The sequence below is a fragment of the Stenotrophomonas sp. genome, assembly GCF_036662295.1.
Taxonomy (GTDB): domain Bacteria; phylum Pseudomonadota; class Gammaproteobacteria; order Xanthomonadales; family Xanthomonadaceae; genus Stenotrophomonas.
In genome coordinates this window covers 16,881-31,030 of sequence record NZ_JAVWXA010000022.1, presented here as the reverse complement: position 1 = coordinate 31,030, position 14,150 = coordinate 16,881, and the positions used below count along the sequence as shown (strand labels likewise).

9 protein-coding genes and 1 riboswitch are annotated in these 14,150 nt (G+C 71.0%); of the genes, 6 read left to right on the top strand and 3 right to left on the bottom strand.

Annotation, left to right across the window (positions count from 1 at the left end; genetic code table 11):
* The first annotated feature begins 51 nt into the window (after window positions 1-51).
* Window positions 52-456 carry a c-type cytochrome gene (locus RSA25_RS06555; RefSeq protein WP_332808102.1) on the top strand — a complete coding sequence of 135 codons (405 nt, stop codon included), beginning with the start codon at window positions 52-54 and terminating at the stop codon, window positions 454-456.
* Window positions 457-469: 13 nt separating this feature from the next.
* On the opposite strand, the gene RSA25_RS06550 is transcribed toward RSA25_RS06555, so the two are convergent.
* Window positions 470-4,045, bottom strand: a complete 3,576-nt coding sequence (locus tag RSA25_RS06550; protein WP_332808101.1) for a transporter substrate-binding domain-containing protein — start codon at window positions 4,043-4,045, stop codon at window positions 470-472.
* 78 nt (window positions 4,046-4,123) lie between these two features.
* Between RSA25_RS06550 and RSA25_RS06545 the strand changes: the two genes are divergently transcribed.
* From RSA25_RS06545 to pnuC, 5 genes are all read left to right on the top strand, one after another.
* Window positions 4,124-4,759: a response regulator transcription factor gene (locus tag RSA25_RS06545; protein WP_332808100.1), complete on the top strand. Its 636-nt coding sequence runs from the start codon at window positions 4,124-4,126 to the stop codon at window positions 4,757-4,759.
* A gap of 228 nt (window positions 4,760-4,987) precedes the next feature.
* On the top strand, window positions 4,988-5,380 hold the full coding sequence (locus RSA25_RS06540; RefSeq protein ID WP_332808099.1) for a glycine zipper 2TM domain-containing protein: 393 nt from the start codon (window positions 4,988-4,990) through the stop codon (window positions 5,378-5,380).
* A gap of 101 nt (window positions 5,381-5,481) precedes the next feature.
* Window positions 5,482-6,612, top strand: a complete 1,131-nt coding sequence (locus tag RSA25_RS06535) for a phosphotransferase (RefSeq protein ID WP_332808098.1) — start codon at window positions 5,482-5,484, stop codon at window positions 6,610-6,612.
* A 39-nt stretch (window positions 6,613-6,651) separates the two neighbouring features.
* Window positions 6,652-6,747, top strand: a riboswitch (TPP riboswitch).
* A gap of 65 nt (window positions 6,748-6,812) precedes the next feature.
* Complete coding sequence (locus tag RSA25_RS06530) at window positions 6,813-8,984, top strand: TonB-dependent siderophore receptor (RefSeq protein WP_332808097.1); 2,172 nt, start codon at window positions 6,813-6,815, stop codon at window positions 8,982-8,984.
* Window positions 8,981-9,574: a nicotinamide riboside transporter PnuC gene (gene pnuC / locus RSA25_RS06525; protein ID WP_332808096.1), complete on the top strand. Its 594-nt coding sequence runs from the start codon at window positions 8,981-8,983 to the stop codon at window positions 9,572-9,574. The genes RSA25_RS06530 and pnuC overlap by 4 nt, the downstream gene beginning before the upstream one ends.
* A 13-nt stretch (window positions 9,575-9,587) precedes the next feature.
* Here the strand turns inward: pnuC and RSA25_RS06520 are convergent, their stop codons facing one another.
* On the bottom strand, window positions 9,588-11,726 hold the full coding sequence (locus RSA25_RS06520) for a phospholipase C, phosphocholine-specific (RefSeq protein ID WP_332808095.1): 2,139 nt from the start codon (window positions 11,724-11,726) through the stop codon (window positions 9,588-9,590).
* The gene (locus RSA25_RS06515) at window positions 11,723-14,089 is read right to left on the bottom strand and encodes a TonB-dependent receptor (protein ID WP_332808094.1); all 2,367 of its coding nucleotides are present in this window, start codon (window positions 14,087-14,089) and stop codon (window positions 11,723-11,725) included. The genes RSA25_RS06520 and RSA25_RS06515 overlap by 4 nt, the downstream gene beginning before the upstream one ends.
* Window positions 14,090-14,150 lie beyond the last annotated feature (61 nt).

The window sequence follows — 14,150 nt, the reverse complement described above, 5'->3', positions numbered from 1 at the left end:
GCCGTTGGTCGCAGGCGCCCAGGCACGCCCGGCTATCATCGGCGCATGCGCGTGTCCCTGTCCTTGTCGATGCCTGCGTTGCGCCTGGCCTGCGTGGGCCTGGCCGCGCTGTGGCTGTTGGGCTGCGCGCGGACACCGCAGACTCCGGCCGAGCGGCACCAGCAGCAGTTGCAGCGCGCGTTCGCGATCTGCGCCGGGTGCCACACCACCACCGCCGGCGGCGTGCATCGCTTCGGCCCCAACCTGCACGGGGTGATCGGGCGCCGCGCCGGCAGCCTGGCCGATTACCCCTACTCGCCGGCCATGCGCCAGGCCGAGATCACCTGGGATGCCCAGGCCCTTGAAGCCTTCCTGCGCTCGCCGGCCAGCGTGGTGCCGGGCACGCGCATGGTCAACGCCACCGCCGATCCGGAGCGCCGGCGGCAGGTGATCGAGTACCTGCAGCAGGCGCGTTGAGCGGCGCCACCGGCTAGGACTGCAGCGAGGCCAGGTAGTCGCGCAGCGCCTGCTCGAAGGCCTCGATGGCCGCGCGCGAGGCCGGCACGCCGTCGCGCTCCACCTGCTCCATCAGCGTGCGTGCGCGCCCGGCCAGGGTGCCGGCCCCCAGTGCGCCCAACCCGCCGGCCATGCGATGCAGCACCTCGCCCGCCGCGGCCGCATCGTCCTGCGCCAACGCCGCCTGGCTGCGCTGCAGGTCTTCCTCGCTGGTGCTGCGCATGCTCTCGATGACCACGTCGGCCACGTGCGCGGACCCGAAGCGGGCCACGATCGCCTCGCGGGTGGGCGCGGCCGTGGCCGGCGCGCGCGTGTCCGCCGGCGCCGCCGGCGCCGGCTCGCCGCCCAGCCAACGCAGCAGGGCCTGGCGCAGCGTGGCCAGGGCCACCGGCTTGGCCAGCAGGTCGTCCATGCCCGCTTCGCGGCAGCGCTGCGCATCCTCGGCCAACGCGCTGGCCGACAACGCGATCACCGGGATGCGCGGCCGCCCATGGCTGCGCTCCCATTCGCGCAGGCGCTTGGTCATGGCATAGCCGTCCAGCACGGGCATGCGGCAATCGGTGAGGACCAGGTCGAAACCGCCCTCCTCCAGCAGCGCCAGCCCCGCCATGCCGTCACCGGCCACCGCGTGGGGCAGCCCCAGCTGCTGCAACCGCCAGCGCATCAGCGCCTGGTTGGTGGGGTGGTCTTCCACCACCAGCACCCGTTGCTGCTGCAGCGCTTCGGGCAAGGCCGCGACCCCGCTGGCAGCGGTCATCGCCGCATCGCCCGGTTCCAGCGCCGGCACCACCGGCAGCAGCAGCTGCACCACCACCTCGGTGCCTTCGCCGGGCACGCTGTCCAGCGTCAGGCTGCCGCCCATCAGCCGCACCAGGCGCTGGCAGATGCTCAAGCCCAGGCCGGTGCCGCCGTACTGGCGCGTGGTGGTCACCTCGGCCTGGGCGAACGGCGAGAACAGCCGCTCGCGCTGTTCGGCGGAAATACCGATGCCGGTATCGGTCACGGCCAGGCGCAGGCGCTGCGCGCCGTCTTCGTCCTGCTCACGCGTCACCGCGATCGCCACGCGACCCTGCGCGGTGAACTTGATCGCATTGCTGAGCAGGTTGAACAGGATCTGGCGCAGGCGCAGGCCGTCGCCCAGGTGCCAGGGCGCCACCGCCGGATCGACGTGGAGCTGCAGGTCCAGGTCCTTGCCGGCGGCCTGCGGGGACAGCAGCTGGTAGACGTTGTCCAGCAGGTCGCGCAGCGCCAGCGGCTGCAGCTCCAGGCGCAGGGCACCGGCGTCGATGCGCGAGTAATCCAGGATGTCGTCCAGGATGTGGCGCAGCATCTGCGCCGAATCCTCGATCACCGCGATGATGCGCCGTTGCTCGGGGTCCAGCGGCGTATGCGAGAGCACCTCCACCATGCCCAGCACGCCGCTCATGGGCGTGCGGATCTCATGGCTCATCGTGGCCAGGAATTCGGACTTGGCCGCCGCGGCCTGTTCGGCGGCGGCCTTGGCGCTGGCCAGCGCATCGGCCTGCGCACGCGCCTCGGTCACATCCACCCAGTAGCCGCTCCACAGCATCTGGCCGGCCTCCATCGCATACGGGGTGGCGCGCGATCGCACCCAGCGCAGTTCACCGTGCGGGCAGGTGCGGAATTCGATGTCCAGCACGTCGAAGTCGCGCACGGCCTGGTCCACCGCCGCCTGCACGCGCTCGCGGTCCTGCGCGTCGATGGCGGCCATCACCCGCGCCTGGTCGGCCATCGCATCGGCCGCGCCCAGGCCGAACAGCGCCTCCATGTCGCCGGCGATGTAAGGGAAGGAAAGCTGCCCGTCGCGTTCGCGCCGCGCCTGGTACAGGGTGGCGGGCAGGTTGTCGGTCACCTCGGCGAGGCGCTGTTCCAGCCGCCGCCGCATCGCCACTTCGTTGCGCAGGCGCCAGTAGCCCCAGCCGTGCACCACGCTGGCGGTGAGCAGCACCAGCGCCAGCGGCACCGCCCAGCGCGCGATCGAGCGCCAGTCCGGGCCGCTGCGGTACTCGGTGGAGAGCCAGTCGCCGCGGATGGCCTCGTGTTCGCGCGGGGTCATGTTGAGCAGCAGGCGGTCGAAGGTGGTGGCCAACGGCGCGTACTCGCGCTTGACCGCCAAGGACAGCCGATCGCTGAAACCGGCGGGCGCGGCCACGTGCAACTGCGCCGGGTAGCGATCACGCACGAAGCGATCGACCATGGCCAGGTTGCCGATGTAGGCGTCGGCGTCGCCGTGGGCCAGCCGCGCCAGCGCCAGCTCGGTGCTGCGCGCCGGCACGATGCGCGCGTTGGGTGCGTACTGCAGCACGTAACCGCGCAGGCGGTCGGGATCGGACAGCAGGATGCTGCGCCCGTCCAGATCGGCCAGGCCCAGCACCGAGGGGCTGCCGGTGGCGGTCACGATCACGTTGGGCACGGTGATGAAGGGCTGGCTGAACACCCAGTCCCGGCCCAGGTAGGTGGAGTCGTTGGGAATGCCGAGGATCGCGTCGACCTTGCCCTGGCGCATCTGCTCGCGCACCTCGAACCAGTCGTGCGCCGGCACCAGCTCCAGGTGCGCGCCGGCCGCGCGCAGGTGGCGCAGGTATTCGCCGACCACGCCACTGGGCTTGGCATCGTCGTCGATGAAGGCCAGCGGCGCGGCGTTGGGGGGGTAGGCCATGCGCAACGGCGAGGCCAGCACCTTGCGCTCGGCCTCGCCCAGCACCAGCTGCGATTGCGGGGACCATTGCAGCGGCCGCAGCCAGCGCGCGGCGATCGCGGCGTGTTCGGCCGGGGTCATGCGCGCGAGTGCGCCATCCAGCGCTTCGGCCAGCGGCTGCTTGGCGTTGGGCACGCCGAAGTGCAGCCGGTCCTGCGGCAGGTCGCTGGGCCGCAGCAGGCGCACCTTGGTCAGGCCGTGCTGGGCGATCATCGCGCTGGCGGCGTGCGCGTTGCCGATGTACACGTCGGCCTGGTTGGCCGCCACCATCCCCAGCGCGGTGAGGGTGTCCGGCGCGCCCACGCGGCGCGCGGTGGGAAACCGCGAGCGCACCTGGTCGGCGGTGACGAACTCGCGCTCGGTCACCACCCGCAGCCCCTGCAGGTCCGGATCGCGCGAGGGGCGCAGGTCGTCCGGGCGGCCGACCACGGCCAGCGGCGCATCCACGTAGGGGCGGGTGTAGACCATGCAGCGGGTGCGGTCGGCGGTCAGGGTGATGTTCATCACCACGTCCACCTCGCCCCGGCACGCGGCATCGAGCACCTGGGTCCAGGTGCCGTAGACGCGGGTCTGCACGCGCACGCCCAGGCGCTGGGCCAGCAGGGTCAGGTAGTCGTAGCCCAGCCCTTGCGGCTTGCCGTCGTTGAGCGATTCGAAGGGCGGCCAGCCGCTGTCATAGACGCCGAGAATGATGCTAGGGTGCCGTCCAAGCCATTCACTTTGGCGGGGCGGAAGCGACACCTCCGCATCGACGCCGTCGGCTGCCATCGCCCACATCGGGAAAATGGCCAGCACCAGCAGTACCAGCCAGCGGACAACCGGAGTACGCATGCGGTCTGATCTCCGTAGAATGAAGGTTCCACCACGGCACGACCCGAGCGGCGACCGCCTCGGCGATCATACTAATCCATGACCCTGCGCATTATCATCGCCGACGATCACCCGGTGGTCCGTATCGGCACCAAGGCCGTGATCGAATCCAGCGGGGTGGGCACGGTGGTGGCCGAAGCCAGCAGCGCCGACGAACTGCTCGCCGCGCTGGCCCAGCATCCCTGCGATGTGCTGGTGACCGATTACTCCATGCCGGGCAGCCAGCAGGCCGACGGTTTCACCATGATCGGCATGATCCGGCGCCGTTTCCCGGACCTGCCGGTGCTGATGCTCAGCGTGTCCAACAACCTGGCGATCCTGCGCATGGTGGTGTCCACCGGCGTGCTCGGCCTGGTCGACAAGACCTCCTCGATGGAAGAACTGCCGCTGGCGATCCAGACCGTGCAGCGCGGCCTGCCGTATGTGAGCCGCACGCTCAAGGAGCGCATCGATGCGATCGGCACCAGGAACGTGGAAGCCAGCACCAAGCCGCTGTCCCCGCGCGAGGTGGAAGTGCTGCGCCTGCTCGGCAGCGGCCAGACGGTGAAGGAAATCGCCGTGCAGCTGCACAAGAGCGTGAGCACCATCAGCCGCCAGAAGGGCGATGCGATGCTCAAGCTGGGGCTCAAGGGCGACGCCGAACTGTTTGACTACCTGCGCGACGGCGAGATCTGACGCCCGTGGCCGGCCACGCGACTGGCCCGCAGCCGCACCGGCGCTGAACGTGCCCGGCCGATTTCAGCGCCGCTTCATGCTTTCTGCCGCTAGATGAATGCGCACGCCGGGCGGCGGGCCGGGGCAATGTTCCGGCAATGTCCACCCCCCAGCGTGGAAGCCGAGGCCGGTGGCAAGCAGCACGCCGTCCCTGCCGACCGTGGCACGTACCTGACAGGAGAACCGCACATGCTCAACCTTCCCGCACTCAGCCTTCGTGGACTGGCCATGGCCCTGGCCCTCACCGCCGGTCTGGCCGTGGTCAGTGATGCCAGCGCCCTGTCCAGGAAAGACAAGCGCACCGTGGTGGGCGCCGTGGTGGGCGGCGTGGCCGGCCACCTGATCTCCAACGGCGATCCGACCGCCACCGTCGGCGGTGCCGTGGCAGGCGGCGCGATCGGCAACCTGACCACCCGCGACCGTCACGACAACCGCTATGACCGCCGCTACGACAACCGTCGTTACAACGACCGCCGCTATGGCTACGATCGCGGCCATGACCGCCGCTACGATCGCAACCGCTGGGAACACCAGCAGCGCGACCGTCGCGATTGGGACCGCCGGCACGGCCGCGGCTGGTAAGCCGGCACGCGCCAGCGCCGGATGACACCGTACGGGCGGGTCGATGACCCGCCCGTACTGCGTTCCGGGCCCGCCGGCGATCGCGTTACCCTAGCGCCCCGATGAACACCGCACCCCACCTCGTCCAGGGCCTCAACAACGATGCGGTCGCCGCCGACTGGCCCGCGCTCGGCGAGGCCGAGATCGCCTGGCTGGCCACCCGTTACCCGGCGTTGCGCCCGCCCTGCACCCTGCGCTGGCACAGCCCGCGCCCGCTCTCGGCCGCTGCCGTGGTGGACACCGGCAACGGTGCGGTCTTCGTCAAACGCCATCACGGCAGCGTGCGCAGCGCGGCGGTGCTGGCCGAAGAACACCGCTTCATGGCCCACCTGCAGGCGGCCGGCATCCCGGTGGTGACCGTGCTGCGCAGCATCGACGGGCAGACGGCGCTGGCCCACGACGGCTGGACCTACGAGGTGCACACGCTGGGCCGTGGCGAAGACGTCTACCGCGACGCGCCCTCGTGGACCCCGCCCGCCGCCGTGGCGCACGCCCGCCAGGCCGGCGCCATGCTCGCGCGGCTGCACCGGGCCGCTGCCGGCTACCACGCCCCGCAGCGCGACACCCACCTGCTGGTCGCCCGCGACGACCTGCTGCGGGCCGCCGACCCGCTGGCCAGCCTTGCCGCCATGCTGCCCGGGCGCCCCGCACTGGCCGCCTACCTGGCCGGCCAGGACTGGCAGGCGGACCTGCAGCGCACGGTGCTGCCGTGGCATGCCGGCCTGGCCGGGCGATTGCAGGCCGAGCCACGCCTGTGGGCCCACAACGACTGGCACGTCTCCAACCTGCTGTGGCAACCCGGTGCGCACGGCCAGGCCGTGGCCAGCGTGCTGGATTTCGGCCTGGCCTCGCCCACCAGCGCCCTCTACGACCTGGCCACCGCGATCGAACGCAACGCCATCGCCTGGCTGGACAGCGACGGGCCGGTCGCGCACGCCGACCTCGCCCTGGCCCTGGTCGACGGCTATCGGCAGGTGCTGCCGCTGTCGCCGGCGCGGATGCGGCTGCTGGCCGACCTGCTGCCGATCGTGCACCTGGATTTCGCCCTGTCCGAGGTGGAGTACTTCGCGGGCATCACCGGCTCGACGGCCAACGCCGACGTGGCCTACCACACCTTCCTGCTGGGCCATGCGGCGTGGTTCGAGGGCGCGCAGGGACAGGCGCTGCGGGCGGCGCTGCACGGCGCGGCCTGACCCGGCGCGGGCAAATACGCGGCGAGTGTGGTGAAATGGTGGCCGAAGCGGGGGTGCCTGGCAAAGCCAGGCTGAGAGAGTCCCTTGGAACCTGATCCGGTTGATACCGGCGTAGGGAGCTTTGTGCAGTGGGCGCAACGACCGGATGGGTCGGTGCGTGCGCGCCGTCGCTTCGTCTCTTCTGGCTGATGACGAATCGAATGAACCGCTGCTACCGCCCTGCCCTGCTGACCGTCGCCCTGTGTGCCGCCCTGCCGCTGTACGCCGCCGATGCCGCCCCCGACGCCGCCGAACGTTCCCCGACCGACCTGGCCGCCGTGCGCGTGCAGGCGCACCAGGCGCCGGCCGAGACCGTGCAGGCCGGCAGCTTCGGCAGCGGCACCTGGAAGGACACGCCGGCCTCGCTGGCCGTGCTGGACCGCACCCTGCTGGACAGCCGCCAGGTGCGCACCCTGTCCGAACTGGCCAGCCACGATGCCTCGCTGGGCGACAGCTACGCCCCGGTCGGCTACTACCAGAACATCGCCATCCGCGGCTTTCCGCTGGATACCGGCACCGGCTACCGCTTCAACGGCCTGAGCACCACCGGCGAACAGCGCCTGGCGCTGGAGAACATCGAGCGGGTGGAGATCCTCAAGGGCGAGGCCGGCCTGGCCGCCGGCGTGATGGCCCCCGGCGGGATCATCAACTACGTGGGCAAGCGCCCGGCCGAGGTGCGCAATCTCACCCTGGGCACCGACGCGGAAGGCTCGCGCTATGCCGCCATCGATGCCGGCCATTGGCTGACGCCGCGCCTCGGCGTGCGCGTGAACGCGGCCTGGGATGACAGCGATTCCTACATCGAGCATGCCCAGGGCCGCCGCAATTTCTATTCGCTGGCCGCCGACTGGCTGATCAGCGACCGCAGCAGGCTGGAAGTGGATGCCAGCTACCAGACCAGCGCGCAGCGCTCGGCGTCGGGCTACCAGCTGCTTGGTGCCACCACGCTGCCGCGCGGCGTGGACCGCGAGCACATGCTGGGCTACCAGCCCTGGCAACGCCCGGTCGGCATCGACAGCACCAACCTCACCGCCCTGCACACCTACCAGTTCAACGCCCGCTGGCAGTCGCGGGTGTCGGCCGGCTACAGCCGATCGGTGATCGATGACAACGTGGCCTTCGCCTACGGCTGCTACTACGCCGCGCAGTGCGCCGATGGCAGCGTGCCGGGCAACTATTTCGCGCCCAACGGCGACTACGACATCTACGACTACCGCAGCCCCGACGACACCCGCCGCAACCTGGAAGCGCGCGCCGAGCTGCGCGGCAGCGTGGACACCGGTCGCATCGCACACGAACTCAGCCTGGGCGTGGACCGCTTCGAGCGCACCATCGACAAGCGCCGCAACGTCAACGAGTACGTGGGCACGGCCAACATCCACGATGCGCAGGTGCCGGTGTTCGCGCCCTCGCCGCTGCAGCCGGGCCCGTCGGTGCGGCGCCTGGACAGCGCGCAGACCGCCTTCTTCGCGATGGACCGCATGCAGCTCGGCGATGACTGGCAGTGGCTGGCCGGCGGGCGTTTCGTGCGCCTGGACGAGCGCGCGTTCGACAAGCGCGGCACGCCCGAGCGGCACAGCACGCTGTCGCGGTTCCTGCCGCAGACCGCGCTGGTGTGGAAGGCCAGCGAGGCCATGAACGTGTATGCCAGCTACGTGCGGGGCATTTCGCTCGGCCAGGAAGCGCCGTTCTGGACCGCCAACGATGGCGCCTTCCTGGCCCCGGTGCTGTCGCGGCAGACCGAGGTGGGGCTCAAGTACGCGGCCACCGACGCGCTGATGCTGGGCGCGGCGGTGTTCCGCACCGCCCAGCCGTTCCAGTACGCCAAGCCGGATGACAGCGATGCCGGTTACACCTTCGTCGCCGAGGGCCAGCAGACCCATACCGGGCTGGAGCTGACCGCCAACGGCCGCGTCGCCGAGGGCCTGGTGCTCAATGCCAGCGTCAGTGCGCTGCAGGCGCGCGCGCGCGACACCGGCACCGCGCTGTACGAGGGCCACCAACTGGTCAACGTGCCCAAGCGACGCGCCAGCCTGCATGCCGATTACACGCTGCCGTTCGCCCCTGCGCTGGCCGTCACCGGCGGCTGGCGCTACGCATCGGCCAACGCGGCCACGGTGGACGGTGGCGTGCGTGCGCCGGCCTACCACGTGGTCGACCTGGGCCTGCGCTTCAAGCAGGTGCTGGGCGATCACCCGGTCACCTGGAACCTGGCGGTGGACAACGTGTTCAACCGCTTCTACTGGCGCGATACCGGCAGCAGCGCCGGCGACTACTACCTGTTCCCCGGCGCGCCGCGGCAGGCGCGGTTGTCGGTGACGTTCGGGCTATGAGCGCGGCCATCCTGGAATGGTCGGCGGTGGTGGCCAGCCTGCTCGGGGTGTGGCTGATGGCGCGCCGGCGGATGCTGGCCTGGCCGGTGGGGCTGGTGGCGGTGGCCCTGTACGGCGTGGTGTTCGCCGAGGCGCGGCTGTACTCGGACACGTTGCTGCAGGTCGTGTTCGGCGGTTTCCTGGTGTACGGCTGGCTCAGTTGGCACCGGCACGCGCAGACCGACGGGGCGATCGTGATCGCACCGCTGGCACGCCGCGCGCTGCTGCGCGACCTGGCCATCGGCATCGCGTTCGGGGGGGTGCTGGGCGCGGCGATGCACACCTGGACCGATGCCGCGCTGCCGTGGCTGGATGCGATGCTGGCCGCGCTGAGCCTGGTGGCGCAGTGGTGGCAGGCGCGCCGGCACATCGCCACCTGGTGGCTGTGGATCCTCGTGGACGTGGTCTACGTGGGCATGTACCTGGTGAAGTCGCTGGACGTCACCGCCGGGCTGTACCTGGTGTTCGTGGGGCTGGCGGTGATGGGCCTGCGGGCCTGGGCGGCGGCCGGCCGCGAGGACGCCCTGCCGGCCGGCGGTCGCCACGGCTGAGGCCGCGGCGCGCTCAGTCGGCAAGCCAGCGCATCGGCTCGGCGCCCATCGCCGGGTCGGTGCTGCCCGGCAGGCCATCCTCCACCCGCCCGGCCAGGCGTTGGGACGCGCCGGGCTGCGCCACGTGCAGGTCGTACCAACCGCCACTGGCGACCGCGTCCCACGCGATCTCCAGCGTGGCACCGGGCTCCAGGTTCAATTCCCGATGCGGGGTGGCCGCCACATAGGCACCGGGGCGCACGGTGGCGGCCAGCGCCTGCGTCCCGGGGTTGCGCAGCCACAGGCGCAGCTGGCCGTCGGCGCGGTCGATGCGGGTCTCCAGCAGGGCGGCGCTGCCCGGCTGGCCGCGGAAATGGCGGTGGAAGCCGTTCGGCCCGAGCAGCCACAGGTCGAAGCCACGCCCGTCATCCATGGCCCAGCGCGCGTGCTGCGGCAGGCCCGGGGCCAGCGTGTAGCGGCGCGGGATCGCCTCCAGGCGCAGCTTGTCGTAGACATGCAGCACCGCCGCGGCGCCCTCGCAGGCCAGGTCGAGCCGCACGTGGTCGTCATCGCGCACGAGGTTTACCTGTGGCCGGTAGGGCAGCGCGCGCGCCGGGCGCACGCCCGGCTCCTGCCGGGCCGGGGCCAGGCCCTCGGGCAGCACCGGCACGGTGCGCCCCGGCAATGCCGCCGCGCGCGCCGCGACGGCCGCGGTGGCCGGCAACGTGGCGACGAAAGGCCGCGCGTCGGGGCGCGAGAAGTCGAACGCGCCGCTGAGGTCGCCACACACCGCGCGCCGCCACGGCGAGATGTCCGGGGCCGCCACGCCGAAGCGGCGCTCGATCAGACGGATCACCGAGGTGTGGTCGTACACCTGCGAATCCACCCAGCCGCCACGGCTCCACGGCGAGATGACGTACAGCGGCACGCGCGGGCCCAGGCCATACGGGCGGCCGCGCAGGTCGAGCGGATCGGCCTTCTCGTTGCCCGGCGAAGGATGGCGGTGGTACTCGCCTGCGGTGGGCACCGAGGACGCCCCGGCCCAGCCACCGGGCGCGGTGGCATCCTGCGAGGGCGGCGCGGGCGGCGGCATGTGGTCGAAGAAGCCGTCGTTCTCATCGAACATCAGCAGCAGCGCGGTGCGTTGCCAGACCGCCGGATCGGCGGTCAGCGCATCCAGCACGCGCGCGGTATACGCCGCGCCCTGGGCGGGGCTGGACGGCCCGGGGTGCTCGCTGCCGGCGGCATCGGCGATGATGAAGCTCACCTGCGGCAACTGGCCCTGCAGCACGTCCTGCCGCAGTTGCGCCAGCCCGCGCGTGCTCACCCCTCGCGCGCGAAGTTCCGCTGCGTGCCCGGGCGCACCGCGCCACGCCTGGCGGAACGTCTCGAAGCCGGCCAACGGGTTGTCGGTGAAGTTGTCGGCCATGTCCTGGTAGATGCGCCAGTCCACGCCGGCCGCCTGCAGGCGCTCGACGTAGGTGGTCCAGGTGTAGGACTCGGGGTTGCCGCCCAGCTCGGGAAAGTTGTCGTGCGAGTTGGCCACGGCCGGGCCACCACCGCGCGCCTGCGGATCGTTGTGCCCGGTCCACAGGAACAGGCGGTTGGGGTTGGTGCCGGCCTGCATCGCGCAGTGGTAGGCATCGCACACGGTGAACGCTTCGGCCAGCGCGAACTGGAACGGCATGTCGGCGCGCTGGAAATAGCCCATCGCATGGTCCTGCTTGGCCGCCGGCCACTGCGCCATGCGCCCGTGATCCCACGCACGCTGTGCGTCGGGCCAGGTGTGCGGGGTGCCTTCCACGCGCATCACCCCGAAGTCCGCAGCGGTATCCAGCGGGAACGGCGCGATGGCGCGCGTCCCGGCCGCGTTGGGTTGCAGCCATACACTGCGCGTGGGCTGGCCCTGCGCCCACGGTGCGGCCGGCACCACGAACCGGTCGCCAAAGCCGCGCACGCCCGGCAAGGTGCCGAAGTAGTGGTCGAAGGAGCGGTTTTCCTGCATGAACACCACGATGTGCTGCACGTCCTCCAGGCTGCCGGCACGCACATGCGGGGCGATCGCCGCCGCGCGCGCGATGCTGGGCAACAGCGCGGCGATGCCGGCGCCGAGCCCGCCCTGCAGCAGACGGCGGCGGCCGATGTCCGGTGCAGGGCGGTCGCGCTGGGTCACAGGTCGACCCGCACCGAGAAGCCGACCGTGCGCGGGGCGCCGATGAAGGCGGCGTTGCTGCCGTCCACGCCGGCCAGGTAGCGGCGATCGGTGAGGTTGCTCACCACCAGGCTGGCACCGACACCCTTCAGCTTGGGCGACAGGCCCTGCAGGTCGAAGCCGATGTTGGCGTTGAACACCGTGGCCGAGGGCAGCTTGTTGGTGTTGGACGCATCCAGGTAGCGCTCGCCGAGGTAGCGGCCGGAGATGCCGGCATTCCAGCGCTCGCCCTGCCAGTCGGCCGAGACCACCAGCACGTGCTTGGGCTGGCCGATCACCTGCGCGCCATCGACGATGCCCAGCTCGGTATCGCGCGCCAGGTTGCCGCTGCCCAGGTACTTGGAACGGTTGTAGGTGTAGGCCCCGTTGAGCCGCCAGCCGTTGTCCCAGCCGTAGCCGAGCGCGGCTTCCAGGCCGGTGCTTTCCACGCCGCCAAAGTTCTCATACACGCCATCGGTCTCGTCCAGGTAGTCGATGCCGTCGGCCAGGCGCGCCGGCAGGTACACGATGCGGTTGTCGAACTTGATGTTGTACAGGGTCAGCGAGCCGGTCAAGGGCCAGCGGCTCACGCGCAGGCCCAGCTCGATGTTGTCGGCCGTCTCCGGCTCGACGCGGGCAAAGCGCTGCGCGTCGGTCTCGCCCAGCACGCCGGACGGAATGGCCGCGAAGTTCTGCGAGAACCCGCCAAACACTTCCAGCCCGTCCACCGGCAGGGTCCAGGTGCCACCGGCGGAGATCAGCGGATCGGACTTGGAATCCGAGCGCACGCGCTCGGCGCTGCCGATCACCCGATTGCGCTTCTGGTCCACGAAGAACTGCTTGACGCCCACGCGCGCGCTGAACGGCCCGAAGCGTGCCACGTCCTCCACGTAGTACATCTGCTCGCTGGTCTTGTAGCGGTCTTCGAACTGCACCCAGTACGGCTGGTGGTCGAAGCCGATGTCGGTGCCCACGTTGAGCAGGCGGTGCCAGTCGCGCCGCACGCTGCGGTCGTACTGCTCCACCCACACGCCGCCGCGCACGGTGTTGTCCACGCTGCCCCAGGTCTGCTTCCACTCGATGTCGGCGGTGGCACCGGCGCGGTCGTTGTCGTAGTGCGAGTGGCGGTAGGACTGCACGCCCTGCACGCCGGCGGCATAGCAGGACGGATCGTACTCGGCACTGAAGCCGGCGCGCGGCACGCAGCCGGCACGCATCTGCGCGGCACTGCCATCGGGGTTGACGAAGTAGAACTGGCCCAGCGCGCTGCCGCCGTAGACGGTGCTGCCACCGAGGTACTCCGACTCCGGCTGGCCGGCGCCGTCGTTGCGCGCCTGCACCAGATAGGGCGGCAGCCAGTCGCCGCGGCCTTCCATCTTGTGCGCGTAGCCGGTCAGGGTGGCCTTGAAGCCGTTGCCGCTGTCGAAGGCGCCCCGCAGGTAGCCGAAGGTGTTCTCGCGCAGCGCGCGCGAGCCGGACCGGAAGTTCTGGTCCAGGTAGGGAATGCCGGTGAGCGTGCCGGTCAGGCCGTCGCGGTCGGGGTTGGTGGCGAAGGCGGCCGGGGTGACGCTGGTGTATTCCGGTTCGTCGGCATCGTTGTAGGAGGCGTAGCCACTGAGCGTCCAGCGGTCCAGCTCGGTCACGAACTTGGCCGCGACGTGGTCGTTGCTCACATGGCCGGTACCGTCGATCCAGTCGCTGACCTTGGACGAGGAAGCGCTGACCCAGGCACGGGTGTGGCCGCCGAGCAGGCCGGTGTCGTAGCGCACGTAGTACTTGCGCGCGTCATGGTCGCCGCCGCCCACCACCATGCGCAGGCGCTGCTCGGCCAGCGGATCGCTGGTGAGGAAGTTGAGCGTGCCGCCCAGCGCTTCGTTGGAGCGCGAGGAGATGTCGGCGGTGCCCTGGCTGACCTCGATGGTTTCCAGGTCCAGCGTGTCGATGTAGCGGTTGGCCAGCGAGCCACCGCCATAGCCGGAACCGCCGTTGGGCAGGCCATCGATGGTGGTGCCGATCTGCTGGGTATCGCGGTTGGTGACGAAGCCGCGCATGCTGATCTGCGTGCCCCACACCGACGAGCCTGTGGCATCGGCCTCGCTGACCACCACGCCGGGCAGCTCGTTGAGCGCGTTGTTGACGCTGCTCAGGATCTGCTGGCGGTTGAGGGTTTCCTGGCTCACCGTGGTGGTGGCGTAGCTGGTGGCCTGGCCGATCACCTGCACCTGGTCGAGCGTGCGCGCGGTATCGGCGGGCGCGGGCGCGGGTTCGGCGGCCATCGCCTGTACGGCCGAAGACAACATCAGGGCAAGCAGCGAAAGACGGGGGCAGTGGCCAGAAGCGCGCATGGGTCCGTGGGGGGTAGTGGGCGACCGGCGGAGTATCGGCATCGCCGGTGACTTCCCCATG

What these genes read in the sequence shown, in the direction of transcription:
- RSA25_RS06550 (WP_332808101.1), bottom strand. Translation starts at nt 4,045, where the DNA reads ATGCGTACTCCGGTTGTCCGCTGGCTGGTACTGCTGGTGCTGGCCATT.
- RSA25_RS06545 (WP_332808100.1), top strand. Translation starts at nt 4,124, where the DNA reads ATGACCCTGCGCATTATCATCGCCGACGATCACCCGGTGGTCCGTATC.
- RSA25_RS06540 (WP_332808099.1), top strand. Translation starts at nt 4,988, where the DNA reads ATGCTCAACCTTCCCGCACTCAGCCTTCGTGGACTGGCCATGGCCCTG.
- RSA25_RS06535 (WP_332808098.1), top strand. Translation starts at nt 5,482, where the DNA reads ATGAACACCGCACCCCACCTCGTCCAGGGCCTCAACAACGATGCGGTC.
- RSA25_RS06530 (WP_332808097.1), top strand. Translation starts at nt 6,813, where the DNA reads ATGAACCGCTGCTACCGCCCTGCCCTGCTGACCGTCGCCCTGTGTGCC.
- pnuC (WP_332808096.1), top strand. Translation starts at nt 8,981, where the DNA reads ATGAGCGCGGCCATCCTGGAATGGTCGGCGGTGGTGGCCAGCCTGCTC.
- RSA25_RS06515 (WP_332808094.1), bottom strand. Translation starts at nt 14,089, where the DNA reads ATGCGCGCTTCTGGCCACTGCCCCCGTCTTTCGCTGCTTGCCCTGATG.